This window comes from Roseobacter sp. AzwK-3b (genome assembly GCF_000170875.1).
GTDB lineage: Bacteria > Pseudomonadota > Alphaproteobacteria > Rhodobacterales > Rhodobacteraceae > Roseovarius > Roseovarius litoreus.
Map to the genome: position 1 here is coordinate 368,738 of NZ_ABCR01000002.1, position 26,254 is coordinate 394,991.

29 protein-coding genes and 1 tRNA gene are annotated in these 26,254 nt (G+C 65.1%); 19 read left to right on the plus strand and 11 right to left on the minus strand.

Annotation, left to right across the window (positions count from 1 at the left end; all coding sequences use genetic code 11):
• Positions 1 to 122 precede the first annotated feature (122 nt).
• On the minus strand, positions 123 to 1,082 hold the full coding sequence (locus RAZWK3B_RS05965; protein ID WP_007813205.1) for a KpsF/GutQ family sugar-phosphate isomerase: 960 nt from the start codon (positions 1,080 to 1,082) through the stop codon (positions 123 to 125).
• A gap of 177 nt (positions 1,083 to 1,259) precedes the next feature.
• Between RAZWK3B_RS05965 and RAZWK3B_RS05970 the strand changes: the two genes are divergently transcribed.
• Complete coding sequence (locus tag RAZWK3B_RS05970) at positions 1,260 to 2,480, plus strand: MFS transporter (RefSeq protein WP_007813206.1); 1,221 nt, start codon at positions 1,260 to 1,262, stop codon at positions 2,478 to 2,480.
• 65 nt (positions 2,481 to 2,545) lie between these two features.
• Here RAZWK3B_RS05970 and trhO read toward each other — a convergent pair whose 3' ends face one another.
• On the minus strand, positions 2,546 to 3,460 hold the full coding sequence (gene trhO / locus RAZWK3B_RS05975) for an oxygen-dependent tRNA uridine(34) hydroxylase TrhO (protein WP_007813207.1): 915 nt from the start codon (positions 3,458 to 3,460) through the stop codon (positions 2,546 to 2,548).
• 105 nt (positions 3,461 to 3,565) lie between these two features.
• Here trhO and pncA point away from each other — a divergent pair, with 105 nt between their 5' ends.
• Genes pncA through RAZWK3B_RS05990 form a run of 3 tightly spaced genes read left to right on the plus strand, consistent with a single transcriptional unit; the run spans position 3,566 to position 5,552 of the window.
• Positions 3,566 to 4,162 carry a bifunctional nicotinamidase/pyrazinamidase gene (pncA, locus tag RAZWK3B_RS05980; protein WP_007813208.1) on the plus strand — a complete coding sequence of 199 codons (597 nt, stop codon included), beginning with the start codon at positions 3,566 to 3,568 and terminating at the stop codon, positions 4,160 to 4,162.
• Between the two features lie 3 nt (positions 4,163 to 4,165).
• On the plus strand, positions 4,166 to 4,753 hold the full coding sequence (locus tag RAZWK3B_RS05985; RefSeq protein ID WP_007813209.1) for a uracil-DNA glycosylase family protein: 588 nt from the start codon (positions 4,166 to 4,168) through the stop codon (positions 4,751 to 4,753).
• Entirely contained in the window at positions 4,746 to 5,552 is an 807-nt protein-coding gene (locus tag RAZWK3B_RS05990; RefSeq protein WP_007813210.1) for an SseB family protein, read from the plus strand. The genes RAZWK3B_RS05985 and RAZWK3B_RS05990 overlap by 8 nt, the downstream gene beginning before the upstream one ends.
• A 134-nt stretch (positions 5,553 to 5,686) precedes the next feature.
• On the opposite strand, the gene RAZWK3B_RS05995 is transcribed toward RAZWK3B_RS05990, so the two are convergent.
• From RAZWK3B_RS05995 to RAZWK3B_RS06025, 7 genes are all read right to left on the minus strand, one after another.
• Positions 5,687 to 6,625 (minus strand): 2-hydroxyacid dehydrogenase, encoded by a 939-nt coding sequence (locus tag RAZWK3B_RS05995; protein WP_007813211.1) that lies wholly within the window; start codon positions 6,623 to 6,625, stop codon positions 5,687 to 5,689.
• A gap of 4 nt (positions 6,626 to 6,629) precedes the next feature.
• Positions 6,630 to 7,769, minus strand: coding sequence for a rod shape-determining protein RodA (rodA, locus tag RAZWK3B_RS06000; RefSeq protein ID WP_007813212.1), 1,140 nt, complete (start codon positions 7,767 to 7,769; stop codon positions 6,630 to 6,632).
• Positions 7,766 to 9,709 carry a penicillin-binding protein 2 gene (mrdA, locus tag RAZWK3B_RS06005; protein WP_007813213.1) on the minus strand — a complete coding sequence of 648 codons (1,944 nt, stop codon included), beginning with the start codon at positions 9,707 to 9,709 and terminating at the stop codon, positions 7,766 to 7,768. Before mrdA ends, rodA begins: the two co-directional genes overlap by 4 nt.
• Positions 9,706 to 10,245, minus strand: a complete 540-nt coding sequence (locus tag RAZWK3B_RS06010; RefSeq protein WP_007813216.1) for a hypothetical protein — start codon at positions 10,243 to 10,245, stop codon at positions 9,706 to 9,708. The genes mrdA and RAZWK3B_RS06010 overlap by 4 nt, the downstream gene beginning before the upstream one ends.
• Positions 10,238 to 11,179 carry a rod shape-determining protein MreC gene (mreC, locus tag RAZWK3B_RS06015; RefSeq protein WP_007813217.1) on the minus strand — a complete coding sequence of 314 codons (942 nt, stop codon included), beginning with the start codon at positions 11,177 to 11,179 and terminating at the stop codon, positions 10,238 to 10,240. Before mreC ends, RAZWK3B_RS06010 begins: the two co-directional genes overlap by 8 nt.
• Positions 11,180 to 11,211: 32 nt before the next feature.
• Positions 11,212 to 12,258 (minus strand): rod shape-determining protein, encoded by a 1,047-nt coding sequence (locus RAZWK3B_RS06020; protein WP_007813218.1) that lies wholly within the window; start codon positions 12,256 to 12,258, stop codon positions 11,212 to 11,214.
• Between the two features lie 137 nt (positions 12,259 to 12,395).
• Positions 12,396 to 12,470, minus strand: a tRNA-Thr gene (locus tag RAZWK3B_RS06025).
• An 86-nt stretch (positions 12,471 to 12,556) separates the two neighbouring features.
• Here RAZWK3B_RS06025 and RAZWK3B_RS21405 point away from each other — a divergent pair.
• From RAZWK3B_RS21405 to RAZWK3B_RS06035, 3 genes are read left to right on the plus strand one after another with little or no spacing between them, the layout of a single operon-like run.
• Positions 12,557 to 12,724: a hypothetical protein gene (locus RAZWK3B_RS21405; RefSeq protein ID WP_007813219.1), complete on the plus strand. Its 168-nt coding sequence runs from the start codon at positions 12,557 to 12,559 to the stop codon at positions 12,722 to 12,724.
• 5 nt (positions 12,725 to 12,729) lie between these two features.
• Positions 12,730 to 13,998: a UDP-N-acetylglucosamine 1-carboxyvinyltransferase gene (murA, locus tag RAZWK3B_RS06030; protein ID WP_007813220.1), complete on the plus strand. Its 1,269-nt coding sequence runs from the start codon at positions 12,730 to 12,732 to the stop codon at positions 13,996 to 13,998.
• Complete coding sequence (locus tag RAZWK3B_RS06035) at positions 13,995 to 14,465, plus strand: DUF2948 family protein (RefSeq protein ID WP_007813221.1); 471 nt, start codon at positions 13,995 to 13,997, stop codon at positions 14,463 to 14,465. The genes murA and RAZWK3B_RS06035 overlap by 4 nt, the downstream gene beginning before the upstream one ends.
• 5 nt (positions 14,466 to 14,470) lie before the next feature.
• Here RAZWK3B_RS06035 and RAZWK3B_RS06040 read toward each other — a convergent pair whose 3' ends face one another.
• Complete coding sequence (locus RAZWK3B_RS06040) at positions 14,471 to 14,869, minus strand: c-type cytochrome (protein ID WP_007813223.1); 399 nt, start codon at positions 14,867 to 14,869, stop codon at positions 14,471 to 14,473.
• 185 nt (positions 14,870 to 15,054) lie between these two features.
• Here RAZWK3B_RS06040 and hisD point away from each other — a divergent pair, with 185 nt between their 5' ends.
• The 11 genes from hisD (at position 15,055) to RAZWK3B_RS06095 (ending at position 24,209) form a co-directional block, all read left to right on the plus strand.
• The gene (gene hisD, locus RAZWK3B_RS06045; protein WP_007813225.1) at positions 15,055 to 16,359 is read left to right on the plus strand and encodes a histidinol dehydrogenase; all 1,305 of its coding nucleotides are present in this window, start codon (positions 15,055 to 15,057) and stop codon (positions 16,357 to 16,359) included.
• A 4-nt stretch (positions 16,360 to 16,363) separates the two neighbouring features.
• On the plus strand, positions 16,364 to 16,843 hold the full coding sequence (locus tag RAZWK3B_RS06050; RefSeq protein WP_007813227.1) for a UPF0262 family protein: 480 nt from the start codon (positions 16,364 to 16,366) through the stop codon (positions 16,841 to 16,843).
• Between the two features lie 6 nt (positions 16,844 to 16,849).
• A complete protein-coding gene (locus RAZWK3B_RS06055) occupies positions 16,850 to 17,311 on the plus strand; it encodes an arsenate-mycothiol transferase ArsC (RefSeq protein WP_007813229.1) in 462 nt (153 codons plus the stop codon).
• Positions 17,308 to 17,703 (plus strand): ketosteroid isomerase-related protein, encoded by a 396-nt coding sequence (locus RAZWK3B_RS06060; protein ID WP_007813231.1) that lies wholly within the window; start codon positions 17,308 to 17,310, stop codon positions 17,701 to 17,703. The genes RAZWK3B_RS06055 and RAZWK3B_RS06060 overlap by 4 nt, the downstream gene beginning before the upstream one ends.
• Before the next feature lies 1 nt (position 17,704).
• Positions 17,705 to 18,289 carry a GNAT family N-acetyltransferase gene (locus tag RAZWK3B_RS06065; RefSeq protein WP_007813233.1) on the plus strand — a complete coding sequence of 195 codons (585 nt, stop codon included), beginning with the start codon at positions 17,705 to 17,707 and terminating at the stop codon, positions 18,287 to 18,289.
• 264 nt (positions 18,290 to 18,553) lie between these two features.
• Complete coding sequence (locus RAZWK3B_RS06070; RefSeq protein WP_007813235.1) at positions 18,554 to 19,483, plus strand: lipid A-modifier LpxR family protein; 930 nt, start codon at positions 18,554 to 18,556, stop codon at positions 19,481 to 19,483.
• A gap of 88 nt (positions 19,484 to 19,571) precedes the next feature.
• A complete protein-coding gene (locus RAZWK3B_RS06075; RefSeq protein ID WP_037295119.1) occupies positions 19,572 to 20,639 on the plus strand; it encodes a Hint domain-containing protein in 1,068 nt (355 codons plus the stop codon).
• A gap of 175 nt (positions 20,640 to 20,814) precedes the next feature.
• Positions 20,815 to 21,435: a 30S ribosomal protein S4 gene (gene rpsD, locus RAZWK3B_RS06080; RefSeq protein WP_007813240.1), complete on the plus strand. Its 621-nt coding sequence runs from the start codon at positions 20,815 to 20,817 to the stop codon at positions 21,433 to 21,435.
• A 134-nt stretch (positions 21,436 to 21,569) separates the two neighbouring features.
• The gene (hisC, locus tag RAZWK3B_RS06085; protein ID WP_007813243.1) at positions 21,570 to 22,652 is read left to right on the plus strand and encodes a histidinol-phosphate transaminase; all 1,083 of its coding nucleotides are present in this window, start codon (positions 21,570 to 21,572) and stop codon (positions 22,650 to 22,652) included.
• Positions 22,652 to 23,569 carry a prephenate/arogenate dehydrogenase family protein gene (locus tag RAZWK3B_RS06090; RefSeq protein WP_007813244.1) on the plus strand — a complete coding sequence of 306 codons (918 nt, stop codon included), beginning with the start codon at positions 22,652 to 22,654 and terminating at the stop codon, positions 23,567 to 23,569. The genes hisC and RAZWK3B_RS06090 overlap by 1 nt, the downstream gene beginning before the upstream one ends.
• Before the next feature lie 4 nt (positions 23,570 to 23,573).
• The gene (locus RAZWK3B_RS06095; protein WP_007813246.1) at positions 23,574 to 24,209 is read left to right on the plus strand and encodes an extensin-like domain-containing protein; all 636 of its coding nucleotides are present in this window, start codon (positions 23,574 to 23,576) and stop codon (positions 24,207 to 24,209) included.
• Positions 24,210 to 24,497: 288 nt separating this feature from the next.
• Here RAZWK3B_RS06095 and RAZWK3B_RS06100 read toward each other — a convergent pair whose 3' ends face one another.
• The gene (locus RAZWK3B_RS06100) at positions 24,498 to 25,508 is read right to left on the minus strand and encodes a DUF2125 domain-containing protein (RefSeq protein ID WP_007813249.1); all 1,011 of its coding nucleotides are present in this window, start codon (positions 25,506 to 25,508) and stop codon (positions 24,498 to 24,500) included.
• Positions 25,509 to 25,686: 178 nt separating this feature from the next.
• On the opposite strand from RAZWK3B_RS06100, the gene RAZWK3B_RS06105 reads away from it, so the two are divergent.
• On the plus strand, positions 25,687 to 26,217 hold the full coding sequence (locus RAZWK3B_RS06105; protein WP_007813251.1) for a gamma-glutamylcyclotransferase: 531 nt from the start codon (positions 25,687 to 25,689) through the stop codon (positions 26,215 to 26,217).
• Positions 26,218 to 26,254 lie beyond the last annotated feature (37 nt).

Below are 26,254 nucleotides of genomic sequence, written 5' to 3' on the forward strand. Positions count from 1 at the left end.
GGATGCAGCACGGCGATTTGCGAAAGGCTGCAATTCAGGGTTTTCGCGCAACGCTTTAGCAAGTCGGGCGCGGGAACGCCACTGCCTTGATCATTGCGGGGGGCGATCACGAAGGGCCGCTTTCAGGCGACGCCGGCGCGCAGAGCGTCGTGAATATGGACGAGACCGCGCAGCCTGCCCGCGTCATCCACGGCGAAGAGCGCGCTGATCTTGTTGGCGTTCATGACGCCGAGGGCTTCGGACAGGAGCGCGTCCGGCGAGATGGTGCGCGGGCCGCGGGTGGCCACTTCGCCTGCGGTGCGCTCCATCAGATCGGCCAGATTGCGACGCAGGTCGCCATCGGTGATGACGCCGATCAGCCGGCCCTCTTCCACCAGGGCGGCGACGCCGAAGCCCTTGGCGGTCATTTCCAGCAGCGTGTCGCCCATCGGCGTGTCGGCATGGACCACGGGCAGGTCCGCGCCGCTATGCATCACCGAGGAGACCTTGAGCAATTGCGCCCCCAGTGTGCCGCCGGGATGGAAGGCCAGAAAATTCGCACGCTCGAAGCCACGCAGGCGCATCAGCGCCACGGCCAGCGCATCGCCAAGCGCCATGGTCAGCGTGGTCGAGGTGGTGGGGGCCATGCCGATGGCGCAGGCTTCGGGCGCCTCGGGCAGGGCGAGAAGATGATCGGACTGGGTGCCGAGCGTGCTGTCGGCGCGTTTGGTGATGCCGATCAGCGGTATGGAAAAGCGCCGCGTATGGGCGATGATGTCGGCCAGTTCGCGGGTTTCGCCGGAATTCGAGATCAGGATCACCGCGTCCTGAGCGGTGATCATGCCCAGATCGCCATGGCTGGCCTCGCCGGGATGGACATATTGCGCGGGCGATCCGGTGCTGGCCATGGTGGCGGCGATCTTGGCGGCCACATGCCCCGATTTGCCCATGCCCGACACGATCACCCGGCCGGGCACCGTCAGCAGCAACTCGACCACCGCGTCGAAATCATGCGGCAGGGCATCGAGCAGGGTGCCCAGGGCGTCGCGCTCGATGGTGAGCACATCGCGGGCGATATCGGCAGGGCGGGGCGTGGATGTCATGGACGGGCTCCGGGCAGGGCTGTGTCAGCTGCGGTCATAGCGCGCGGGCGGATCGAGGCCAAGCCCTGCTGGAAAGAGGGCTGCGAAACGAGGGCGAGACCGGCATGTGGCCGGGGGCGCAAATCGGGCCTGCAAATCGGGCTGGTGCATGGATGCGGGCCGCACTAACGTCGCGCCATGACGGATGCGGATATTCTTGACAGCCGGTATGCCTGGACAAGGCTGGCCATCTCATTGGCGATCGCGACGATCGGCAATGTGGGCATGTGGGCGATCATCGTCATCATGCCCGCGGTGCAGGCCGAGTTCGCGATCGACCGGGCGGATGCCTCCTTGCCCTATACGCTGACCATGGTGGGCTTCGCACTGGGCAATCTGGTGATCGGGCGGATCGTGGACCGGTTCGGGATCACGCTGGCGCTGAGTGCGGCGGCGGTGCTGATCGCGGGCTCGACGGCGCTGGCGGCCCTTGCCCCGTCGGTGCTGATCCTGTCGGCGCTGCAATTCGTGATCGGCTTCGGCACGGCGGCGAGTTTCGGGCCGCTGATCGCGGATGTGTCGCTGTGGTTTCTCAAGCGGCGGGGGATCGCGGTGGCGATCACCGCCAGCGGCAATTACCTGTCGGGGGCGTTCTGGCCGGTGATCCTGTCGGGGGTGCTGGCCGAGCAGGGCTGGCGCGCGGTCTATATGGTGCTGGCGGTGGTGACCGTCGCAACCGTTCTGCCGCTTGCGATGTTCCTGCGCCGTCGGGTGCCGATGGCCGCCACCGAGCGGGCCGATGCGGCCTCGAGCCTGCGGGCCAAGGCGGCGGGGTTTCCGCCGCGTACCCTGATGCTGATGCTGGGGCTGGCGGGCATAGGATGCTGCGTGGCGATGTCGATGCCGCAGGTCCATATCGTGAGCCTGTGTGTCGATCTGGGCTATGGCCCGGCGGTGGGCGGGCAGATGCTGTCGCTGATGCTGCTGGGAGGCGTGGCCTCGCGGCTGGTGTCGGGGCTGCTGGCGGACCGGCTGGGCGGGGTGATGACGCTGTTGATCGGGTCGGCGCTGCAATGCCTCGCGCTGTTTTTGTACCTGCCTTCGGGGGGGCTTGTGTCGCTTTACATGGTGAGCCTGATCTTCGGTCTGGCGCAGGGCGGGATCGTGCCCAGCTATGCGCTCGTGGTGCGCGAATACATGCCCAGTCAGGAGGCCGGGCGACGCGTGGGATTCGTCATCATGGCGACGATCCTCGGCATGGCGCTTGGCGGCTGGATGTCAGGCTGGATCTATGATGTGACGGGGGGCTATCACATGGCCTTCATCAACGGGATCGTGTGGAACGTGCTCAATATCGCGATCATGGTGCTGATCCTGATGCGCACCCGGCCGCGCAAGCCGGTGGTTGTGGCGGCCTGAAACGGCGGTGCGCGTGAGAAAATTCTGCGAATTTTCTAGTTTGTGATTTTTCTGCGAAAAATCTTTCAGCCTTCGTGGACGATCTTGATGTGGCGCGCGCCGCGCGCCTCGGCGAGGGCGATCTGTTTCTGGCGTTCACGGAATCGGGCCTTGTCATCGGCGCTGGTTTCTTGGGCGCAGTGATGGCACGAGACACCGTGTTCATATTCGGGGCGCGTCCTGTCTTCGGGCAGGATCGGGCGGCGGCAGGCATAGCACAGCACATGCGGCCCCTCGCGCAGGCCATGTCCCACCGAGACACGCGCGTCGAACACAAAACAGTCGCCGTTCCAAGCGCTTTCGGCCTCGGGCATCTCTTCAAGATATTTCAGGATGCCGCCCTTGAGGTGATACACCTCCTCGACGCCCTGACCGAGCAGGTAATTGGTGGATTTCTCGCAGCGGATGCCACCGGTGCAGAACATCGCGATGCGCTTGTTGTGAAAGCGGTGCTTGTTGGCCTCCCACCAGGCTGGGAAATCGCGGAAGCTGGCGGTTTCGGGGTCGATCGCGCCGTCGAACGTGCCGATCGCCACCTCGTAATCGTTGCGCGTGTCGATCACCGCCACATCGGGGGCGCGGATCAGGTCGTTCCAGTCGGCGGGATCGACATAATGGCCGACGCGGGCGCGCGGGTCCACGTCGGGCTGGCCCATGGCCACGATCTCGTTCTTCAGGCGCACTTTGAGGCGGCGGAAGGGCTGATACGCGCTGGTGCTTTCCTTCCACTCCAGATCCGAGCAACCGGGCAGGGCGCGGATATGCGCGAGCACCGCGTCGATCCCCGAGCGCGGCCCGGCGATGGTGCCGTTGATGCCTTCCTGAGCCAGCAGGAGCGAGCCGGAGATCCCTTCGGCCTCGCACAGGTTCAGGAGCGGGGCCTGAAGGCTGGCCGGGTCGGGAAACCGTGTGAAATGATAGAGGGCGGCGATCGTGTACATGGCCGCGATGTACTAAGTGCCGCGGATTTCGGCAAGTGGACAAACCGGCGCCATTGACGCAGGCTGCGCATCTGACCACCTGTCGGCTGAAGGAGGACCGCCCGCATGACCCAAGCCCTGATCGTGATCGACATGCAGAACGATTTCTGCCCTGGAGGCGCGCTGGCGGTGCCCGGAGGGGACGATATCGTGGCGGGGATCAATGCGCTGATGGAGGCGTTCGGCGCGGTGATCCTGACGCAGGATTGGCACCCGGCGGGGCATTCGTCGTTCGCGTCGTCCCATCCGGGGCGCGCGCCGATGGAGATGGCCGAAATGGCTTATGGGCCACAGGTGCTGTGGCCGGATCATTGCGTGCAGGGCAGTGCGGGCGCTGCGTTTCACGCAGCCTTGGACACGACCCGCGCCGATCTGATCCTGCGCAAGGGGTTTCGAGCGGCGATCGACAGCTATTCAGCGTTTTTCGAGAATGACCGCCGCACGCCCACGGGCCTGCACGGCTATCTGCAGGAGCGCGGCATTTCGGAGCTGACCCTGGTGGGGCTGGCCACGGATTTCTGCGTCAGTTACTCGGCGCTGGATGCGGCAAGGCTGGGCTATGACGTGCTGGTGCGCGAGGGGCTGTGCCGGGCGATCGATCATGACGGCTCGCTCGAGGCGGCGGTGGATGCGATGAAGGATGCGGGCGTCAGGATCAGCTGAGCCATGCCGGACCTGATCGCGGATATCGACAGCTGTCGTCTGTGTGCCGCGCGCTTTGCGAGGACCGAGACGGGCCATGCGCCGCGCCCGGTGGTGTGGTTTCGGCCCGCCGCGCGGCTGTTGATCGCGGGACAGGCGCCGGGGGCGCGGGTGCATGCCTCGGGGGTGCCGTTCGACGATCCGTCGGGCGACCGGCTGCGCGACTGGCTGGGTCTTGAGCGGGCTGAGTTCTACGACAAGGAGCGGGTGGCGATCGTGCCGATGGCGTTCTGCTTTCCGGGATATGATGCCAAGGGCGCCGATCTGGCGCCGCCCGCGATCTGCGGGCGCACATGGCACGCGCAGGTGATGGCGCGGTTGGCCCGTGTCAGGCTGTCGGTGATCGTGGGCGGCTATGCGCAGCGCTATCACATGGGCGCGAAGGGCCGCGTGACCGAGACAGTCGCCGCGTGGCGGGACCATGCGCCGCGCGTCTTTCCCTTGCCGCACCCGTCCTGGCGCAATACGGCTTGGCTGAAGCGCAACCCGTGGTTCGAGGCGGAGCTTTTGCCGGTGTTGCGCGCGCAGGTGCGGGAGGTTCTGGATGACTGACATGACGATGCTCGATCTTGCCCATGCGGCGATGGAGGCCACGCAGGACGACGGCCAGGCGCGTCTGAGATTTTACGAGACACTGGCGGCGAGCGAGCTTTTCGTGCTTCTGGAGGAGGCCGAGACCGAGGCCGGGACGGGCGACGACAGCGTGGTGCCGCGCAGTTTCGAGGTGGAGGGGCATGCTTTCGTGCTGGCCTTCGACCGCGAGGACAGGTTGGCGGATTTCGCCGGGGGGCCGGCGCCCTATGCCGCGATGACGGGCCGGGCGGTGGCCGAGGCGCTGACCGAGGGCGGGCTTGGACTGGGCGTCAATCTGGAGGTGGCGCCCTCGTCCATCCTGCTGCCGCCCGATGCGGTCGCATGGCTGGCGGAGATCGTGTCGGAGCGGCCCGTGGAGCTGGAGGCGAGGGCCACGGGGTTTCGCCCGCCGGTGGGATTGCCGGAACGGCTGTTGACGGGGCTCGATGCGCGGCTGGCCAGCGCCGGGGGGCTGGCCGATCTGGCGTACCTCGTGGCGGTGGATTACGACACGGGCGCCACGGGGCATATGCTGGGGATCATCGACGCGCTGCCCGGGGCCGAGGATGCGCTGGCGCGGGCAGTGGCGGAAGTGCTGAGCTTTTCGGGGCTGGAGGCAGCGGCGCTGGATGTGGCGTTCTTTCGCGCCACGGACCCGGCGGCGGCGCGGCTGGCACGGGTCGGGCTGCGCTTCGATCTGCCCAGGCCCGAGATCTCGCAGGTCCGGCCCGGCGCCGGGCCGGGCCGGGACCCCGACAGGCCGCCCCGACTGAGGTAAGGCGTTTCAGGGGTTGGCGGTGCCTTGACGAGCGAAGGCCGGGGGACGCTGTCCCCCGGACCCCCTGGGATATTTATGGCCAGAAGAAACCCCGGGTTGTGCCCAAGGACGGGGCCGTGGCGCGTCCGGGATGGTCAGTAGCCCAGGGCGCGGTCCACCAGATGCAGGAAGGGCTTGCCTGCTTCGCCGCGGCGGATGTTCTCGGCGATGACGCGGGCAGCCGAGGCGGGCCGGGTCGTCGAGGCGATATGCGGCGTGACGGTGACGCGGGGATGCGCCCAGTAGGGATGGTCCGCCGGCAAGGGTTCGGTGCGGAACGTGTCCAGCGTGGCATGGGCGACATGGCCCGTATCGAGGGCCGCAAGAAGTGCTGCATCATCGATGAGCGTGCCGCGCCCGGGGTTGAGGATCATGGCGCCGGGCGGCATCAGCGAGAGGGTGTCGGCGTTGAGGATGGACTCGGTTTGTGGGGTGCGAGGCAGGAGAAGGACGACGATTTGCGCGGTCGAGAGGGCCGTGCGAAGGCCCGCATCGCCTGACAGGCAGGTGATGCCCTCGATGGATTTCTGCGACCGGCTCCAGCCGGTGACGGGAAAGCCGAGGGCTGTGAGCGCCTGAGCGCAGGCCGCGCCGAGCGCGCCAAGGCCGAGGATCGTCACGGGCCGGTCGCGGGCCAGCGGCGGCACGTCGTCGCTGCGCCAGATCCCGTCCTGATGGAGCACATGCAGATCGGTGTTCAGATGGTGGCGCAGGGTGTTGCCGGTCACCCATTCGACCATGCCGCGGGTCAGCCCGTCATCAACCATCCGGGCGAGCGGCTGGGTCAGGGTGGGATTGGTCACGATATCCTCGACCCCGGCCCAGAGGTTCAGCACGGCCTTGGTGCGCGTGTAGGGCGTGAAATCCTGCAGATCGGAGTTTGGCGCGTAGACGATGTAATCCACCTCGGCGGCGGGCAGCTGCGTGGAGAGGGTCGCGTCTCCAAGGCCCGCGTCGGACAGGGCGCGGCGCAAGGGCTGTTCGTAATCGTCCCAGCGCTCCGAAGCGGCGGCGAAGAGGATGTTGAGGGTCATTGCATTACCTTGGTTTGTGGATATGGGCGCTTTGCACGAGGCCGAAGGCGATCATGAGCACCAGCATCGCCGATCCGCCGTAGCTGACCAGGGGCAGGGGCACGCCGACGACGGGCGCGAGCCCCATGACCATCGACATGTTGACGGCGAAGAACAGGAAGAACGTGACCGCGACCCCGAGGGTCAGCAGCGAGGAAAAGCGATCGCGATTGGACAGGGCCGTGGCGATGCAGAACACCAGGATCAGCGTGTAGAGCCCCAGAAGGGAGATGCCGCCGATGAAGCCGAATTCCTCGGCCAGGGTCGTGAAGATGAAATCGGTATGTTTCTCGGGCAGGAAGTTCAGGCGCGACTGGGTGCCTTGCATGAAGCCGCGCCCCGTCCAGCCTCCTGAGCCGAGGGCGATCTTTGATTGGGTGATGTGATAGCCCGCGCCCAGCGGATCGGAGGCGGGATCGAGAAACGTGTCGATGCGGCGATACTGGTAATCGGCCAGCATCTGCCAGTCGGTGCCGCGGCTTTGGAATACGGCGGCGATCAGCGAGATTCCCAGCGCCACCACGATGGCGAAATAGGCCCAGTGGACGCCTGCGATGAACATCAGCATGCCGCCGGCCGCGAGCAGCAGGATCGAGGTGCCCAGATCGGGCTGGCGCAACACCAGCGCCACCGGCAGAAGGATCAGCCCCACCGGCGCCAGCACCCACAAGGGGCGCGACACGCGGCTCATCGGCAGCCAGTCGTAATAGGTGGCCAGCATCATCACGAGCGTGATCTTCATCAGCTCGGAGGGTTGCAGCCGCATGAAGCCCAGATCGATCCAGCGCTGCGCGCCCATGCCGACGGTGCCGAAGAACTCGACCGCGATCAGCAGCAGCAGCGACACGCCATAGGCCAGCACGGCCATGTTGCGCCAGAACCAGATTGGCACCATCGCCACGACCAGCATCACCGCAAGGCCGAGCCCGTAGCGTTTCATCTGCGGCTCGAGCCAGGGGCGAAAAGAGCCGCCGGCCACCGAGTAGAGCATCAGGAAGCCGACACCCGCCACGGCGGTCAGAAGGATCACGAGGGGCCAGTTGAGATAGAGGATCTTGCGCAGGCCCGTGGGCGTCGTCTTGACGGTGTATTCAAGATAGCTCATGCGCGGTCGCTCCCGTCTCGGGAGGGATCCGGGCGGGCGCGGCGCAGCTCTTCTTGCTGGGTTTCGATGCGGGCGCGATCCTTGGCGGGATAAGCGGCCAGCGGCGGGTCTTCGCCATAGAGCGCCTGCAAGGTGATGTCGCGCGCGATGGGCGCGGCCGCGGTCGAGCCGCCGCCGCCATGTTCGACCACCACCGCCACGGCGATCCGGGGCGCGTCATAGGGCGCGTAATTCACGTAAAGCGCGTGGTCGCGGCGTTCCCAAGGCAGGTCGGCATTGCGGGTCACGCCGCGCGCACGTTCGGCGGCGGTGATGTTGCGCACCTGGCTGGTGCCGGTCTTGCCCGCCATGCGGAAGGCGTCTTCGATGATGCGGCTGGAATAGGCGGTGCCGCGACGATGGTTGGACACGTCGAACATCGCCTTGCGGACCTCGCGCAGGATGTTTTCGTTCAGGCCCAGCTCTTCGGGCGGGCGGAGCGGTTGTTCGACCCCGTCGATGGATTTGATGAGCCGGGGCATGACCGCGCGGTTGGTGGCCAGACGCGCCGTCATCACCGCCAGTTGCAGGGGCGTGGACAGAACGAAGCCCTGACCGATTGCGGCGTTGACGCTGTCGCCGATCACCCAGTCCTCGCCGCGGTTGGCGCGCTTCCAGTCGCGGTCGGGCATGAGGCCCGCGGCGACCGAGGTGAGCGGCAGGTCGAACTGCTCTCCGAGGCCAAGGCGGCGGGCCATGGCGCTGATCTTTTCGATCCCGGTGCGCAGGGCCACATCATAGTAATAGACATCGCAGCTTTCGACCAAGGAGCCGTGCATGTCCATGTTGCCATGGCCCGAGCGCTTCCAGCAGTGAAAGCGGCGGCCACTGACCTCGAGATGGCCGGGGCAGTAGACGGTTTCGTTGAGATCGACCTGCCCATCCTCGAGTGCGGCGAGCGCGGTGACCATCTTGAAGGTCGAGCCGGGGGGGTACATCCCCTGCACCGCCTTGTTGGGCAGGGGGCGATACTTGTTGTCCAGAAGCGCCTGGTAATCGGCGACCGAGATGCCGCGCACGAAGAGGTTGGGATCGAAGCTGGGCGCCGAGGCGCTGGCCAGCACATCGCCGGTTTCGCAATCCATCACCACGGCGGCGGCACTTTCGCCATAGAGGCGGGCGTGGATATAGGATTGCAGGTCGTTGTCTATGGTGATCTGGACATCGGCGCCGGCCTCGCCCTCGACCCGGTCCAATTCGCGCATGACCCGGCCCGAGGCGTTCACCTCGACGCGCTTGGTGCCGGCCTTGCCACGCAGAAGGTCCTCTTGCCGGGCTTCGAGACCGATCTTGCCGATCTGGAAGCGCGGGATCAGAAGAAGCTGGTCGGGCGCGTCGATCCGTTCCAGATCGCGTTCGCTGACCGGCCCGACATAGCCCACGACATGGGCATAATCGGGCCCTTGGGGATAGCGCCGCGAGAGGCCCACTTCGGGGGTCACGCCCGGCAGGGCGGGGGTGTTGACGGCGACGCGGCTGATGTCTTCCCATGTCACGCGGTCGGCGATGGTGACGGGCGTGTCGCCGCGCAGCTCGGTCAGGGCGCGGCGGGCGCGCTCGAGTTCGGCGGGGTCCAGTTCGACCAGTTTGGCGAGCCGGGAAATCACCTCGTCGACATCGCCGGCCTCTTCGCGGACCATGGTGATGCGGTAGCTGGGCACGTTTTCCGCCACGATGGCACCATCGCGATCGAAGATCCGGCCCCGCGCCGGGGGAATGAGGCGGATATTGATGCGGTTTTCATCGGCCAGAAGGCGGAATTGATCGGCCTGTTCGACCTGCATGAAGCGCATCCGAAGCGCCAGCAGGCCGACGAAGCCTGCCATCGTGCCGCCCACGATCAGGCCGCGCCGGGTGATCCGGCGCTGGCTTTCGGCGTTATCCTTGGGAGGGCGTCTCATGCGCGGCTCTCGAATGCGTCGATATCGCCGGGGGCGATCTTGCGGACCCCGAAGGCGGTGTGAGAGATCAGCGCGACCACGGGATAGACCATGAGCGTCAGGACCAGCTGCATCAGGCTGAGGCCCAGCGGCGCCTGATCCACCATCAGGATCGCAAGGATGATGCGGTAGCCAAGCGTCATGGCGACCAGCGTCGTGGCGACGCTGACCCATTCCACCGCGAAGGTCAGATCGCGCAGGCCCGGTTCACGGGCGCGCAGGGTCTGACTGCCGAGCAGGACGAGCGCCGCCCAGAGGCCCGGCGGGCGCTGAAACAGCAGATCGGTCAGCAAAAACAGCCCGGCGATCAGAAGGGGCGGCACGAAATCGGGGCGCCTGAGCACCCATGCGAAGGTCAGGGCGAGCATGACATCCGGCCCGGCCCAGCCTCGCGGCAGGAGTTGCAGCGGCAAGAGGTGCAGGAAGATCAGCAGCAGGCAGAGCACCCCGAAAAGCATGCGCATGGCCCAGCGGCTTTGGTGTCTGCGCTCAGCCATTGCCGGCCTCCACAGGCGTCGGGGCGGCGTCGGGCGCGGCTTCGGGGTCGGGGCCACCCGAGCTTTCGGGCAGGCTTGCCGGCGCGATCAGGCGGCCCGGATCGCCGATGGTTTCGGTGCCGTAGCTGCGCAGCACGCGCAGAAATTCGAGCCGTTCGTAATCGGCCGAGAGACGCGCACGCATCCGGCCACCGGGATCCTGGGCCAGTTGTCCGACCAGCAGACCGGCGGGGAACACCCCGCCATCGCCCGAGGTGAGGATGCGGTCGCCGGGGCGCACCTGATCGGGGGTTTCGATGAAATCGACATAAGGCGCTGCGCTGTTGTCGCCGATCAGCAGGGCGCGTTGGCCCGAGGGCTGCACCGTCACGGGGATGCGGCTGGAGGTATCGGTCAGCAACACCACCCGGGCGGTCCTGTCGCCCACGCCCGAGATGCGCCCCACAAGGCCCAGCCCGTCCATCGCGGCCCAGCCATCGACGATGCCATCGCGCCCGCCGACATTCAGCAGCACCGATTGCCGGAAGGGCGAGCCGCTATCGGCCATCACGACGCCGGTGACATAGGTCAGGCGCGGATCGAGCTGCACGTTGTTGAGGTCCAGAAGGCGGGCGTTTTCCTGTTCGAGCTGCAAAGCGGCCTCTCTCCAGGCTTTCATCTGCTGCAATTCGCGGCGCAATTCCTGGTTCTGGCGATAGATGCGCTGATAACTCTGGAAGTCGCGCAGGATATTGACCGTCGCGGTCACCGGGGCCATGGCCCAGTCGAAGCTGGGCACGACCGTGTCGATCACCTGAGAGCGGAACCGTTCGACCCGGGGGCTGTCGATGCGCCACAGAAGGAACAGGGCGATCAGGCACAACAAAAGTACGCCGATCAGCAAACGCTTGAGCGGTCCGGTGTAGTCGTCAGCCTTTGCGCGGTCCCTTGCCAACGGTGCCCCCTTCCATGCAAAGGTTGGGTGCTTCAGCTGTCGTAGTCAATCGCGTGGCGCAATTGCTTTTCGAACTCGAGCGCCTTGCCGGTGCCCAAGGCCACACAGTTGAGGCTGTCATCGGCGATCGACACGGCAAGGCCGGTCTGTTCGCGCAGCGCCAGATCCAGATCCCCCAGAAGCGCGCCGCCCCCGGTGAGCATGACGCCGCGATCGACGATATCGGCGGCCAGATCGGGCGGGGTGGCTTCCAGCGCGGTCATCACCGCCTCGCAGATCGCCTGCACGGGTTCGGCCAGCGCCTCGGCCACCTGGGCCTGGCTGATTTCGGTTTCCTTGGGCACGCCGTTCAACAGATCGCGACCGCGGATCTTCATCGAGGTGCCGCGCCCGTCATCGGGCATCCGCGCCGTGCCGATCGAGGTCTTGATCCGCTCGGCAGTGGATTCGCCCACCAGAAGGTTCTGCTGGCGGCGCAGATAGCTGATGATTGCCTCGTCCATACGGTCACCGCCGACACGCACCGAGCGCGCATAGACGATGTCGCCCAGCGACAGCACGGCCACTTCGGTGGTGCCGCCGCCGATATCGACCACCATCGAGCCGGTGGGATCGGTGATCGGCATGCCGGCGCCGATGGCGGCGGCGATGGGTTCGGCGATCAGGCCGGCGCGGCGCGCGCCTGCCGACAGGACCGACTGACGGATCGCCCGCTTTTCCACCGGTGTGGCGCCATGCGGCACACAGACGATGATCTTGGGCTTGGAGAAGGTCGAGCGCTTGTGAACCTTGCGGATGAAGTGCTTGATCATCGCTTCGGCGGTGTCGAAATCGGCGATCACCCCTTCGCGCATCGGGCGGATCGCCTCGATCGAGCCGGGGGTCCGGCCCAGCATCAGCTTGGCGTCTTCGCCGACAGCGAGCACCTTCTTGACGCCGTCCTTGACGTGGTAGGCGACCACCGAGGGTTCCGACAGGATGATGCCGCGCCCCTTGACGTAGACCAGCGTATTCGCGGTGCCCAGGTCGATTGCCATGTCCGATGAGAAGAGACCGGGGATGTTTCGGAATATTGCCATATGGGTCAGCGTCCTGTCGTCAATAGTTAAAGGCCCACGACTCGGATGGTCGGGGCCACATGCTGTTATAGAGGGCCACCGCACCCGGTGAAAGGGGGTGTTTCCCGACCATCAGCGCCAAACTGCCGTAGGGGAGGTGGTGCTGCTGGGGAGGATTGAACTCCCGACCTCACCCTTACCAAGGGTGCGCTCTACCACTGAGCTACAGCAGCAACGTGTGGCGCGGTGCTTAGACCCTAATTCCAAATGGTGCAAGCCCAATCTGGACGCTTTTTGAGCCCTGCTGTAGAGAGGGAGAATGAACCCAAAAGACCCCATAAAAAAGGCCGCAGCCGCAGCGCAAAGCCGGGAAGACCGTTTGAAATCGGCCTTGAAGGCCAATCTTGCGCGACGTAAGGCGCAGGCACGCGCCCGATCCGGCGACGAGGCGGCGGACAGGCCAGAGGCCCCCGAGGACAAGGACTAGAGCAGATGGATTCGATTATCGTCACGGGCAACGGTCCGTTGAAGGGCCAGATCCCGATCGCCGGCGCAAAGAACGCGTGTCTTACGCTGATGCCCGCCACGCTTCTGAGCGAAGAACCGCTGACCCTGACCAATGCGCCGCGGCTGAGCGACATCAAGACCATGTCGCTGCTGCTGCAATCGCTTGGCGCCGAGGTGACGCAATTGCAGGGCGGGCAGGTTCTGGTGATGTCGAGCCATGCGCTCGACAATCACGTGGCCGATTACGAGATCGTCCGCAAGATGCGCGCCTCGATCCTCGTGCTGGGGCCGATGCTGGCGCGCGATGGTCATGCGGTTGTGTCGTTGCCGGGTGGTTGTGCCATCGGCGCGCGGCCCGTCGATCTGCATCTGCGCGCGCTTGAGGCGATGGGCGCGCAGCTTGAGCTGAAGGAAGGCTATGTGCATGCCCGCGCGCCCGGAGGGTTGAAAGGCGGCATCGTGGAGTTTCCGCTGGTGTCGGTGGGGGCCACGGAAAACGCGCTCATGGCGGCGACGCTGGCCAAGGGAACGACCGTTCTGAAGAATGCCGCGCGCGAACCCGAAATCGTCGATCTGGCCGTCTGCCTGCGCCGCATGGGCGCGCAGATCGAAGGCGAGGGCACCGGCACGATCACCATCGAGGGCGTTGACCGGCTCAATGGGGCGACCCATCCGGTTGTCGCTGACCGCATCGAGTTGGGCACATATATGCTGGCGCCCGCGATCTGCGGTGGCGAGGTCGAGTGTCTTGGCGGGCGCATGGATCTGGTGGGGGCGTTCTGCGAAAAGCTGCACGAGGCCGGGATCGATGTGACCGAGACCGAAAAGGGCCTGCTGGTGACGCGCGGTGATGGGCGGGTGAAGGCGGTCGATGTGGTCACCGAGCCGTTCCCCGGCTTTCCCACCGATCTGCAGGCGCAGATGATGGCGCTGATGTGTACAGCCGAGGGCACCAGCGTTCTGGAAGAGCGGATCTTCGAGAACCGCTTCATGCATGCGCCCGAACTGATGCGCATGGGCGCCCGCATCGACGTGCAGGGCGGCGTGGCGCGGGTGACCGGGGTGGAGCGCCTGAAGGGCGCGCCGGTGATGGCCACCGACCTGCGCGCCAGTGTCTCGCTGATCCTGGCCGGGTTGGCCGCCGAGGGCGAGACGATCGTCAATCGGGTCTATCACCTCGATCGGGGATATGAGAGGGTCGAGGAGAAGCTTGGCAATGTGGGCGCCCATATAGAGCGGGTATCGGGGCAATGACACAAGACGCCACATTCGAAGAGGGCCGCGAGGCGCCGCTGAACCTTGGCGCGCTCGATCCGGACGATCTGCAGGTGATGTCGTCGCTTGCGCAGGATGCCATCTTTCCGATCACCGAGATGACATGGCGCCCGGCCGAGCGGCGCTTTGCGCTGCTGCTCAACCGGTTTCGCTGGGAAGACGAGGGGCGCCGGCGGCACGATCCCGAACGGGTGCAGTCGGTTCTGGTGATCGACAATGTTCTGAACGTGGCCAGCCAGGGTATCGACCGGGGCGACAGTGACACCATCCTGTCCCTGCTGTCTGTCACCTTCGAGCCGGGCGAGGAAGGCGCGGGGCATGTGCTGCTGACGCTGGCGGGCGATGGTGCGATCCGGCTTGAGATCGAGGCGCTCGAGGTCACGCTGAAAGACGTGACGCGGCCCTATCGCGCGCCGTCGCGCAAGGTGCCGCGCCACGATCCGTAATGGCGTTATTGCTGGATCGATTCCAGATAGAGCGCCAGCGACAGGATACGCCCGCGCACCAGCACCTCGCGGCCATAGGGTCCGGCATCTGACATATCGGCCTGAAACCGCTTGCCCCAGACCGGCATGGGATAGCCGTGGCCCTTGATGCCTTGCCGCCCGTCGATCGTCTGGATCACGGTCAGCATCGGAAACTCCCCGTCATTCTGTGCGCTGAGATTGGTCAGCGGCGGCACGGTCACCGTCATCAGATCGGCGAGCGGCCCGGTGCCGTCGGCGGCCTCGCCGTGGCATGAGGCACAGCTGCTCATGTATTCTTCCTTGCCGGTCTCGTCCGCTATTGCGGCCCCCGCCAATGTCAGGGCCGCCAGAAGTCCCAGTCCGTGTTGCTTTGCAAAAAACATCCTTATCTCCCTTGGTTTAGGTCGCGCGCTTTGCTGATGCGTCTGCCGGTGCCATCTTTGCATCCGTCGGGTTTCATGCTTTGACGGGCGTCAATGGTGGGGTGTTTTGATTGGGCGGGGTGGCCCATGTGGCTTGTGAAGCGCCCCACTTCGTTCTAAGGGTTCGGCCTGCAAGGAGACGAGAAATGCCCGTTTTTCTGGATGCCGACAGCCCGGATTTCGATGCGCGCTTTGCAGCCCTGCTGGGGGCCAAGCGCGAAGAGTCAGCCGATGTGGATGACACGGTGGCCGCGATCATCGCGGATGTGCGCACACGTGGCGACGCGGCTTTGATCGAGTTGACGGCGAAATTCGACCGGTTGGAGCTGACACCCGAAACTCTTCGGTTCTCGACCGAAAACGTCGATGCGCTGATCGCCGATGTACCGCGCCACGAGCGCGACGCGCTGCAGGTGGCGGCGGACCGGATCCGCGCCTATCACGAACGGCAATTGCCGCAGGATGCCAGCTGGACCGATGAGGCTGGTGCCACGCTTGGTTGGCGCTGGACGCCGGTCTCGGCGGCGGGGCTTTATGTGCCGGGGGGGCTTGCGTCCTATCCGTCTTCGGTCCTGATGAACGCGGTTCCCGCCAAGGTGGCGGGCGTCGGGCGGTTGGCCATCACGGTGCCCACGCCCGATGGGCAGGTCAATCCGCTGGTCCTGCTGGCGGCGCGCATCTCGGGCGTGGACGAAATTTACCGGATCGGCGGCGCGCAGGCGATTGCTGCGCTGGCCTATGGCACCGAGACCATCGCGCCGGTGGACAAGATCACCGGGCCGGGCAATGCCTATGTGGCGGCGGCCAAGCGGCGGGTATTCGGGCGCGTGGGCATCGACATGATCGCGGGACCGTCGGAGATTTTGGTGATCGCGGATCGCGACAACAACCCCGACTGGATCGCGCTGGACCTGCTGAGCCAGGCGGAGCATGACGAAAGCGCGCAGTCGATCCTGATTACCGACGATCCGGCGATGGCCAAGGCCGTGGAGGCCGCGATCACGCGCTATCTGCATACGCTGGAACGGCGCGAGATCGCCGGGGCAAGCTGGCGCGACAATGGCGCGATCATCACCGTCAGGGACATGGAGCGCGCCGCAGAGCTGGCCAACCGCATCGCGCCGGAACACCTGGAATTATGCGTGGCCGATGCCGAAGGTCTCGCTGACAAGATCCCCCATGCCGGGGCGATTTTCCTTGGCGCATGGACGCCCGAGGCGATCGGCGATTACGTGGGCGGGCCGAACCATGTGCTGCCCACGGCGCGTTCGGCGCGGTTTTCGTCGGGTCTGAGCGTGATGGATTTCGTGAAGCGGACCACAATGGCCCGCATGACACCTGCGGCCTTGCGCGCCATCGGTCCCGCGGCCGAGACGCTGGCCATTTCCGAAAGCCTCGAGGCGCATGGACTGTCGGTCACTGCGCGCCTCAACCATCTGAACGAGCACTGAGACCATGTCGCGTATCTGTCATATAGAGTTGGACGACGCCAACCTGCCGCCCCCCACGCCCGAAATCGAACAGGAACGCAAGGTCGCCATGTTCGACCTGATCGAGGAAAACTCGTTCGCGCTGCCCAAGCGCGATGACCGGGTGACGCCGGATGGGCCTTACCGTGTGGGGCTGTCGATCCGCGACAAGCGGCTGGTGTTCGATATCCGCACCGAGAACGATCAGCCGGCGGCCGAGTTCCATCTGTCGCTCAGCCCGTTCCGGCAGGTGGTCAAGGATTACTGGCAAATCTGCGAAAGCTATTTCGACGCCGTGAAGAACCTGCCGCCCGCCCAGATCGAGACGATCGACATGGCCCGGCGCGGCATCCACAACGAGGGTGCGCGCATTCTGGAGGAGCGGCTGGAGGGCAAGGCGGATGTGGACACCGATACGGCGCGGCGGCTGTTCACGCTGATTTGCGTCCTGCATTTCGGGGGCTGAGACCGCATGGCCGAAGAGCTTCCACAATCGGTGCTCTTTTGCTGCGACCATAATGCCGTTCGGTCGCCGATGGCCGAAGGCATCATGAAAAAGTTCTATGGATCAGATACTTACGTCCAGTCCGCTGGCGTCAAGGGCGATATGGAGATCGACGGTTTCTCGATCGCGGTCTGCAAGGAAATCGGGGTCGAGCTGGCCCGACACCGCACACGCAGTTTCGACGAGATGGAGCAATGGGGCGATGACCTGTCGTCTTTCGATCTGATCGTCGCGCTCAGCCCGGCCAGCCAGCGCAGGGCGCTGGAGCTGACGCGGGTGTTTCATCTGGATGTGCTCTATTGGCCGATCATGGACCCGACCGGGCTTGGCGAGACGCGCGAGGCCAAGATGGACGCCTATCGGCAGACCCGCGACCAGATCATCTCTCACCTCAAGGACCGGTGGGGCGAACCGAGGGAAATCGAATGAATTCAACAGTCAAAGCCTATTTCGATGCCTTTGGGCGTGGTGATGTCGAGGGGATGCTGGCCTGTCTGGACGAGGATGTGGCGCATCATGTCAATGAAGGGCAGGTGCGGCGTGGCAAGGCGGCGTTCCGGGCGTTCTGCGAGCATATGAACCGCTGCTATCGCGAGGAGCTGACCGATATTGTCATTTTCGACGCCGAAGGCGGGACGCGCGCGGCGGCGGAATTCATCGTCAACGGCACTTACCTCAAGACCGATGAGGGGCTGCCAGAGGCCAGCGGGCAAACCTACCGCTTGCCGGCGGGATCGTTTTTTTCGTTGGAAAACGGGAAGATAACCCGCGTTGTGACCTATTACAACCTGGCGGACTGGATCCGGCAGGTGGGGGGCTGAGGTGATCCGCGTCGCGCGTCTGACCGGAGACGATCTGGCGCGGGCGCTGGAGGATGTCGCGCGGCTGAGGATCGAGGTGTTCCGGGCCTGGCCGTATCTTTATGACGGGGACGCGGCTTATGAGGCGCGGTATCTGCAGACCTACCGGGACAGCGAGGCCGCCATTTTGGTGGGCGCCTTTGACGGGGACCGGCTGGTGGGGGCGTCGACGGGGACGCCGATGGAAGATCACGCGCAGGATTTCGCGGCGGCCTTTGAAGGGCAAGGCATTGATCTGAAAGAGGTTTTCTATTGCGCCGAAAGCGTGCTGCAGCCCGGATATCGCGGGCAGGGGATCGGGCACGCGTTTTTCGACGCGCGCGAGGATCATGCGCGGGCGATGGGGCGGCGCTATGCGGCGTTCTGCAGTGTCGTAAGGCCCGCCGATCACCCGCTCAAACCCGCGACATATCAACCGCTTGACCCGTTCTGGCGCAAGCGGGGCTATGCGCCTCTGGAGGGGGCGGTGGCGCGGTTCGGCTGGAAGGATATCGACCAGCCGGGCGAGACAGATCATGCGCTGCAATTCTGGTTGCGGGAGCTGTGAGGGGCGAATCACCCTTAACGCATTGATTCAAAGTAAAAACGCCGTTCGGCATCGCGTCGGTATCACGTCGGTATAGCGTCGGTGTGGGGACGGTGTTGGCTCGGTGCATCGCGCCGGTAAACAGGGCGTGCGTTGCGCCGCCCCCTCAGCCTGCGGCAGAATCGCCACATCCCGCAGATCACCTTTGAAAAAGGGATCACCGGAGGGGAAATTCCCTGCTAGAAGAGACCCGTCCGGGGGGGCGACAGGTGAAGGGAACTTGGGATGCGCCCCGTCTATGCTTTCTTGACAATGTGCCTGCTTGGCGGGGCCATCATGGCGCCGGGTGCGGCGGATGCGAATGGCTACGACCGTTTGGGCCATGGCCGTCTTTTGACCAACGACCTGTTTGGCGATGGCAACGACCGCTGGCGCACCGGATCGGTGGCGGCGAGCTATGTCTGGAGCCGCGACTGGCAGGGCCGGGCGCCCGAGCGCGCTGGCGACCTTCTGGAACTGCGCCTGAACGCCGAGATCATCGCGCCCGAAAACCTGCGCAGGCCCGCGCCGGGCGACCGCCCGCTGGCCAATGCGCTGTCCTTCGGTCTGCACACGCATTTCAACGCCGGACAGACCGAGGTCGCGCTGGGCGGTGATCTGGTGGTGACCGGATCGCAGACGGGTCTGACGGATGTGCAACGGACGATCCATAACGTGGTCGATGGCACCGATCCATCGTTGCAGGTGCGCCGCGCCCAGATCGGCAACGAGGTCTTTCCAACCGCCGTGGCCGAGATCGGGCGCGAATACCGCATGGGCGGGCCGGTGCGCATCCGGCCCTTCATCGAGGGGCGTGTCGGCGCCGAGACCTTGCTGAGAGTGGGCGCCGACATGGTGATCGGGTCGCTGGGCAAAGGGGGCCTTATGGTGCGCGATCCGGTGTCGGGGCAACGCTATCGCACGATACCGGGCGAGGGGCTGGGCCTGTCGTTCGTCCTGGGCGCCGATATCGCGCATGTGGAGCATAGCGAATTCCTGCCAAAGAGCCGGGGCTATCAGCTGACCGATGCGCGCACGAGGGTCAGGGCCGGGGCGCATTGGCAGGGCGAGGGGGGCACCGAGCTTTTCTATGGTTTGACCTGGCTGGACAAGGAATTCAAAGCGCAGCGCGAGAGCCAGTTTGTTGGTTCTGTGCGACTGGGAATAAAATTCTGATTGTTTAGGGGTTTACAGGCTTTGCAGAGTGTGAGCCGTCTGATATATCTTTAGATAATAAAAAAACTATAGGCAGGTTATACAGGCAATGAGTACGTGCTTTCGTGGCGCGTTTGTCATCTCCTGGTCGCAGACGGAAGTGGACGGTTTGAACGCCGCTCCCTTACACGCGCTTAACGTCGGGGCCGCATGGTCCTGGAGCGGTGATGTCGTGAGGGTGGATGGACCGAGCGAAATACTGCGGCTTGAAGGGGCAAACGGAGAGATCGACTGTCGCAAACGGGCTGCGCGACTGGTGCGGCGTCTGGTGGGCGCGGTCAAGACCAATACCAGAAATCTGAACGAGGTTACCATAGACGACCCGCTGATCGATTGCGGCTTCGTGGTGAGTGATGGCGCGCAGAGTTACACGATCACGGTGATCGAGATCGGGGGCGGCACGCCGCCCTTGCTGATGTTCGTGGATCGTATCCCGCCCGCCCATACCGAGATGTGGGTGGTGCATCACACCATGGAGCGGATGGATCATCTGTCGGGCACCGGCCCGGAAACCGGAGGCGTGATCTGTTTCACCCCCGGCACGAGGATCGAGACGCCCGAGGGTCCGAGGCTGGTGGAAGAGCTGCGCGAAGGCGACATGGTGCAGACCAAGGACGATGGCGCGCAGCCGATCGAATGGGTCGGCAGCCGTCGGATGAGCGGTGCGCGCCTGTTCGCGATGCCGCATCTGCGCCCGATCCGCATCAGCGCGGGTGCGCTGGGCATCGACCGGCCGCAGAGCGAATTGCTGGTGTCGCCGGGTCACCGGATGCTGGTCAAGGGCCGGGTGGCGCAGGCGCTGTTCAATACCTCGGAGGTGCTGGTGGCGGCGCGCGATCTGGTCAACAACCGGACCGTGGTGGTGGATGTCATGGCGCGCGAGGTGACGTATGTTCATCTGTTGTTGCCGCGTCATCAGGTCCTGTGGGCCAATGGCGTGGAGACCGAAAGTTTCCATCCCGCAGGCACGGCCCTGTCCACGCTGAGCGAGAGGGACCGCAAGCGCCTGCTGGAGCGCGAGCCCGATCTGGAAGACCGGCCCGAAAGCTATGGCCGGTTTGCGCGGCGCTGTCTGAACACCTCGGAGGCGGCGATCCTGATGCACGAGGCGGCCTGAACCGGGGCGCCCCGAGATCAGCTGGCATGGCGGGTTGACTCTGGACCCGACGGGCGTATAAGCGCGCTTTCATTGGTGTTGGTGGCCCCCGCAAGGGGATGCCTGTCGGCCGCCCGGATCTGATCCGCAACGCAGAGGACAACGCCCTTCTGAACCACATGGAAGGAGATCAGCCGTGACCAAACGCACGTCTGCCAAGTACAAGATCGACCGCCGCATGGGCGAAAACATCTGGGGTCGCCCCAAATCGCCCGTCAATCGCCGCGAATACGGCCCCGGCCAGCACGGCCAGCGCCGCAAGGGCAAGATTTCGGATTTCGGCCTGCAGCTGCGCGCCAAGCAGAAGCTCAAGGGCTATTATGGCGACCTGACCGAGAAGCAGTTCCGCCGCATCTTCCGCGATGCCGAGCGTCAGCGCGGTGATACGGGTGAGCTGCTGGTGGGTCTGCTGGAGCGTCGTCTGGACGCCGTGGTCTATCGCGCCAAGTTCGTGCCGACCATGTTCGCCGCCCGCCAGTTCGTGAACCACGGCCATGTCCGCGTGAATGGCCGCAAGGTCAACATCCCCTCCTACCGCGTGCAGGAAGGCGACGTGATCGAGGTGCGCAACCGCTCCAAGCAGCTGGCCGTGCTTCTCGAGGCCGTGCAGCTGGCCGAGCGTGATGTGCCCGATTACCTTGAGGTGGATCACTCCAAGATGGTTGCGACATTCGTGCGCACTCCCGGTCTGGCCGATGTGCCCTATCCGGTGATCATGGAACCGAATCTCGTCATCGAATTCTACGCGCAGAACTAAAGCGTCGCAGATATCTTCCGGAAGGCCGCGACGGGGAACCGCCGCGGCCTTTTTCTTTGCCACGGGATCGGGCTTTTCCGGCTGGTCAAGTCACAGGGGCAAGGCTAGAACACCGAGGGCAAGGAGAACCGATCATGACGAAGATCACGCCGCAGCCGGGCATCATGGATATCGAACTCTACCAGGGGGGCGCAAGCCACGTGGAGGGGCTGACCAATGTGGTCAAGCTGAGTTCGAACGAAAATCCGTTCGGCCCGAGTGAGGCCGCAAAAGAGGCGTTTCGCAAGGCGGCGTTCGATCTGCATCGCTATTCCTCGACCGATCATGCGTCGCTGCGAGAGGCGATCGGCCAGGTGCACGGCGTGGACCCCGCGCGGGTGATCTGTGGTGTGGGCAGTGACGAGATCATCGCCTTTCTGTGTCAGGCCTATGCCGGGCCGGGCGATGAGGTGATCCATACCGAACACGGGTTTGCGCTTTACAAGATCGGGGCGATGGCCAATGGCGCCACCCCCGTCGAGGTGCGCGAGCGCGAGCGGGTGACCGATGTGGATGCGATTCTCGCCGCCTGCACCGAGCGCACCAAGCTGGTGTTCATCGCCAACCCCAACAACCCCACCGGCACGATGATCGGCGAGGGCGAGCTGACCCGGCTTGCCGACGGCCTGCCGCCGCAGACCCTGCTGGTGATCGACGGCGCCTATGCCGAATATGTCGAGGGCTATGACGGCGGCGCGAGCCTTGTGGACCGGCGCGACAATGTCGTGATGACGCGCACCTTCTCGAAGCTGTATGGTCTGGGCGGTCTGCGGGTCGGCTGGGGCTATGGCCCGAGCCATGTGATCGACGTGCTCAACCGCATCCGCGGCCCGTTCAACCTGAGCCAGGCGGCGCTTGTCACCGCCGAGGCCGCGGTGCGCGACACCGCCTGGGCCGAGAAATGCCGCAACGACAACACCCGCATGCGCGCCTGGCTTGCCGAGGCGCTGGCCGGGCATGGCGTGCCGTCGGACACGTCGATGGCCAATTTCATCCTGGCGCGTTTTCCGACCCGCGCCGCGGCCGAGGCCTGCGACGAATATCTCAAATCCGAAGGGCTGATCGTGCGGCGGGTGGCGGGCTACAAGCTGCCCAACTGCCTGCGCATCACCGTGGGCGACGAGCCAAGCTGCCGCCGGGTGGCCCATGCGGTGGGGCAGTTCATGGGGGATGAGTGATGGCGCCGGTCTATGACAGGGTCGCGCTGATCGGTCTGGGGCTGATCGCCTCGTCGATGTTCTGGGCGATGAAACGCGGCGGGCTTGCCGGCGAGGTGACCGGCTATGCCCGCTCTCCCGAGACCCGCGCCACCGCGCGCGAGATCGGGCTGTGCGACCGGGTCTGCGACAGCGCCGCCGAGGCTGTCGAAGGCGCCGATCTGGTGGTGCTCTGCGTGCCGGTGGGCGCCATGGGCGCTGTCGCCGCCGAGATCGCCCCTTCGCTCAAGCCCGGGGCCACGGTCAGCGATGTCGGCTCGGTCAAGAAGGCGGTGATCGAGGCGGTGGCGCCGCATCTGCCGCAAGGCGTGCATTTCGTCCCCGCCCATCCGCTTGCCGGGACCGAACATTCCGGCCCACGCTCGGGCTTTGCCGAATTGTTCGACAACCGCTGGTGCCTGATCGTGCCCGATACCGGCAGCGACCGCGACGCGGTGGCTCGCGTCGCCCGGCTTTGGCAGGGAATGGGTGCGCAGACCGACGAGATGGATGCCGAGCATCACGATCTGGTGCTGGCCGTCACCAGCCATGCGCCGCACCTGATTGCTTACACGATGGTCGGTGTTGCCGATGACCTGCGCCGCGTCACCGACAGCGAAGTGATCAAGTATTCCGCCGCCGGATTCCGTGATTTCACCCGGATCGCGGCCAGTGACCCGACCATGTGGCGCGATGTCTTCCTGAACAACAAGGAGGCGACGCTGGAAATCCTCGGGCGCTTCACCGAAGAGCTGTTCGCGCTGCAACGCGCGATCCGCACCGGTGACGGCGATCACCTCTTCGCGTATTTTACTCGCACCCGCGCCATCCGGCGCGGCATCATCGAGGCCGGTCAGGACACCGACGCCCCGGATTTCGGACGAGTAAAAAAGGGGTAGCCCCATGCGTAAAGCCTTGTTTTTCCCGCTCATTCTGATGGGCTGTTCGCTGCTGCCCGGTGGTGGTGGCGGCCGGGGCGGTGACGAGCCGGTGACCTCGACGCGCGGATCGGTCTGCGGCAATCCCGCGATCAAGGGCGAGGTCGTGGGCAGCTATCCCGACACCACGCAGGCAAGTTCAGGCGGCTGCGGGGTCTCGAGCGCGGTGCGGGTGCGCTCGGTCGGCGGGATCACGCTCAGCCAGGGGTCGATCATGAATTGCCAGACCGCGCGCACCCTCAACGACTGGGTCAAGCGCGACATGACCCCCACGGTGGGCAATATGGGCGGCGGCGCCACCGGCATCAGGGTCGCTGCGCATTACGCCTGCCGGACGCGCAACCACCAGCCCGGCGCGCGACTGTCGGAACATGCCAAGGGCCGCGCCATCGACATCGCCGCGATCCAACTGGCCGATGGCTCGGAAATCTCGGTGCTGGACGATTGGGACAAAGGCCGCAAGGGGCGCGTGCTGCGCAAGCTGCACCGCTCGGCCTGTGGCCCGTTCGGCACGGTTCTTGGCCCTGAATCCGATCGCCACCACCGCGATCATTTTCATTTCGACACCGCCGATCACGGGTATGGGCCCTATTGTCGCTGACAGTTTGTAATTCGCCCGGCGTGTTTTGGATATTTATGGCCAGAAGAAACGCAGTTTTGTTCTTTTGCCTGCACCGGGGGCGGCTTCTTCTGGCCCCAAATATCCTAAAGCGTTTCACGAAAGACTTGCCTTGCATCCTTTCGCGAAACGCTGTGCTGCATCCAATCGTTGCACGCGTTCCACCTTTCGCTGGTGTCCCAGGTGAAAGTTGGAACGCTTTAGGGGGAGCGTTGAAATCCCCAAGGATTTCAACGTCGGGGGCAGGGCCCCCGTCTTTGGGAGCGCGGCTTAGCGCAGGCGCAACACCGGGGCGGGGCCGATCGGCACGGGGCCAAGCAGCATGCGCCCGTTGCGAAAGCCCAGCGGAATATCCAGCGTGTTGGGATTGCCCGACAGTTGCGACAGCAGCGACAGACCATCCTCGAGCGCCCCGGCCAGACCGGGTGAGATCGCCCCGGCGGCCACCGAAACCTGAAGGATCTCGCGCCAGTTGCGGGCCTTGATGGTGATCTCGCCAGTGGGCAGGCCTTGCGCATCGACGCTGACCGCGCCCGCGGCCTGAAGCTCCAACCGGCCCCAACGGGCCTCGGCCAGTTTCAGGGTGATCTGCCGGGGTTGCGGGCGGGCGACCTCGATGGCGCTGCGATCCCATGGCTTGTCGAACTCGACCGTCATGTCGGCGCTGACCGCATCGAAACGCTCGGGCAGCGAGCCGTCGGGATCGACCGTTCTGCGCCATGGCAGCGACGGGGCCAGCCCCTCGGCGGCAAGGCCAAGGCGGTAGGTGGCGGCGTTCTGCATGGGCACATGTTCGGCGGCGAGGCGCAGCGCCTGTATCCCGGTCTGGCCTTCGCCCGCGAGCGGGCGGATCACCAGCGTCTCGGCGGTCAGCGCCGTGCGGTCGATCTGCAGCTGGGCGTCGGGGGTGAGCACGAGGCTCGCGCGCATGTCGGAACTTTCGATGTCGAATTTCTCGAGCGGGGTGGCGAGGCGCTGGCTGTTCGGCCAGACGGCGATGACATGATTGGGCCGGTAGCTCAGGGCGTTGATCTGAAATCGCGGCGCGCTCCAGGCGAGGCCGGTGTCGGGATCGGCGAGGTCAAGATCGTCGATCACCGTGTCGATCCGGTTGGGAAAGCCCTGAACGCCGAGCGCGCCGTAATCGGCCACCCAGCCTTCGGCGCGGCGCGCGTCGAACCAGTCCTCGAAGCCCTGCTGAAGACTGGAGGATATGATGAACCAATAACCCGACCACGCCAGTGCCGCGACCATCATCAGACCGATAAGACCTCTGAGCATTCCCGCCTCTTTCATGCTGCCTGCGCATGGTGTTTAAAGCGTTTCGCGGAAAACCTGAATCACAGATTTTCGCGAAATGCCGTGTTCCGTTCAATCGTTGCACGCGTTCCGCCTTTAGCTGGTGCCTCAGGTCAAAGGCGGAACGCGTTAAGACGTTGAAAGACAGAGGAACAGAAAAATGCAGATGTGGGTGTTCGGTTATGGATCGCTGGTGTGGAACCCGGGCTTCGAGGTGCAGGATAGGGTGATCGCGACGCTGCCCGGCTATCACCGCAGTTTCTGCATGCGCTCGATCCATCATCGCGGCACGCCCGAAGAACCGGGGCTGGTGCTGGCGCTGGATGCGCAGGTGGAGGCGCAATGCCACGGTGTCGCGCTGTCGGTGGGGGAGGATCAGTCCGATCAGGTTCTGGCCTATCTGCGAGAGCGTGAACTGGTGTCGTCGGCTTATCTGGAGAAGATGCTGGAGATCGATCTGGCGGATGGGCGCAGGGTCGAGGCGGTGACCTATGTGATCGACCCCGACCATGTGCAGTATTGCGGGGGTCTGGACCTTGAGGAACAGGCGCGGATCATCGCGCGGGCGGTCGGCGGGCGGGGGCCGAACACCGAATATCTGTTCAACACTGCCGCCCACTTGGGCGAGTTGGGCATCATCGATGCCGAGTTGGACTGGCTCGCGCGCAGAGTGCGCGCCTTGAGCGTATAAATCCTTGGCTTGACCGGTCCGTGCGCGTAGGGTTGGC

Coding starts and splice junctions, on each gene's coding strand:
- RAZWK3B_RS05995 (WP_007813211.1), bottom strand. CDS start 6,625: ATGACCCTCAACATCCTCTTCGCCGCCGCTTCGGAGCGCTGGGACGAT.
- RAZWK3B_RS21405 (WP_007813219.1), top strand. CDS start 12,557: ATGAACCCAAAAGACCCCATAAAAAAGGCCGCAGCCGCAGCGCAAAGC.
- RAZWK3B_RS06095 (WP_007813246.1), top strand. CDS start 23,574: ATGCGTAAAGCCTTGTTTTTCCCGCTCATTCTGATGGGCTGTTCGCTG.
- rodA (WP_007813212.1), bottom strand. CDS start 7,769: ATGAGCTATCTTGAATACACCGTCAAGACGACGCCCACGGGCCTGCGC.
- mrdA (WP_007813213.1), bottom strand. CDS start 9,709: ATGAGACGCCCTCCCAAGGATAACGCCGAAAGCCAGCGCCGGATCACC.
- RAZWK3B_RS05990 (WP_007813210.1), top strand. CDS start 4,746: ATGACTGACATGACGATGCTCGATCTTGCCCATGCGGCGATGGAGGCC.
- hisC (WP_007813243.1), top strand. CDS start 21,570: ATGACGAAGATCACGCCGCAGCCGGGCATCATGGATATCGAACTCTAC.
- RAZWK3B_RS06105 (WP_007813251.1), top strand. CDS start 25,687: ATGCAGATGTGGGTGTTCGGTTATGGATCGCTGGTGTGGAACCCGGGC.
- trhO (WP_007813207.1), bottom strand. CDS start 3,460: ATGTACACGATCGCCGCCCTCTATCATTTCACACGGTTTCCCGACCCG.
- RAZWK3B_RS06035 (WP_007813221.1), top strand. CDS start 13,995: ATGACACAAGACGCCACATTCGAAGAGGGCCGCGAGGCGCCGCTGAAC.
- RAZWK3B_RS06050 (WP_007813227.1), top strand. CDS start 16,364: ATGTCGCGTATCTGTCATATAGAGTTGGACGACGCCAACCTGCCGCCC.
- hisD (WP_007813225.1), top strand. CDS start 15,055: ATGCCCGTTTTTCTGGATGCCGACAGCCCGGATTTCGATGCGCGCTTT.
- RAZWK3B_RS06100 (WP_007813249.1), bottom strand. CDS start 25,508: ATGCTCAGAGGTCTTATCGGTCTGATGATGGTCGCGGCACTGGCGTGG.
- RAZWK3B_RS05985 (WP_007813209.1), top strand. CDS start 4,166: ATGCCGGACCTGATCGCGGATATCGACAGCTGTCGTCTGTGTGCCGCG.
- RAZWK3B_RS06055 (WP_007813229.1), top strand. CDS start 16,850: ATGGCCGAAGAGCTTCCACAATCGGTGCTCTTTTGCTGCGACCATAAT.
- pncA (WP_007813208.1), top strand. CDS start 3,566: ATGACCCAAGCCCTGATCGTGATCGACATGCAGAACGATTTCTGCCCT.
- RAZWK3B_RS05970 (WP_007813206.1), top strand. CDS start 1,260: ATGACGGATGCGGATATTCTTGACAGCCGGTATGCCTGGACAAGGCTG.
- RAZWK3B_RS06090 (WP_007813244.1), top strand. CDS start 22,652: ATGGCGCCGGTCTATGACAGGGTCGCGCTGATCGGTCTGGGGCTGATC.
- RAZWK3B_RS06010 (WP_007813216.1), bottom strand. CDS start 10,245: ATGGCTGAGCGCAGACACCAAAGCCGCTGGGCCATGCGCATGCTTTTC.
- RAZWK3B_RS06040 (WP_007813223.1), bottom strand. CDS start 14,869: ATGTTTTTTGCAAAGCAACACGGACTGGGACTTCTGGCGGCCCTGACA.
- RAZWK3B_RS06075 (WP_037295119.1), top strand. CDS start 19,572: ATGAGTACGTGCTTTCGTGGCGCGTTTGTCATCTCCTGGTCGCAGACG.
- RAZWK3B_RS06060 (WP_007813231.1), top strand. CDS start 17,308: ATGAATTCAACAGTCAAAGCCTATTTCGATGCCTTTGGGCGTGGTGAT.
- murA (WP_007813220.1), top strand. CDS start 12,730: ATGGATTCGATTATCGTCACGGGCAACGGTCCGTTGAAGGGCCAGATC.
- RAZWK3B_RS06070 (WP_007813235.1), top strand. CDS start 18,554: ATGCGCCCCGTCTATGCTTTCTTGACAATGTGCCTGCTTGGCGGGGCC.
- RAZWK3B_RS05965 (WP_007813205.1), bottom strand. CDS start 1,082: ATGACATCCACGCCCCGCCCTGCCGATATCGCCCGCGATGTGCTCACC.
- RAZWK3B_RS06020 (WP_007813218.1), bottom strand. CDS start 12,258: ATGGCAATATTCCGAAACATCCCCGGTCTCTTCTCATCGGACATGGCA.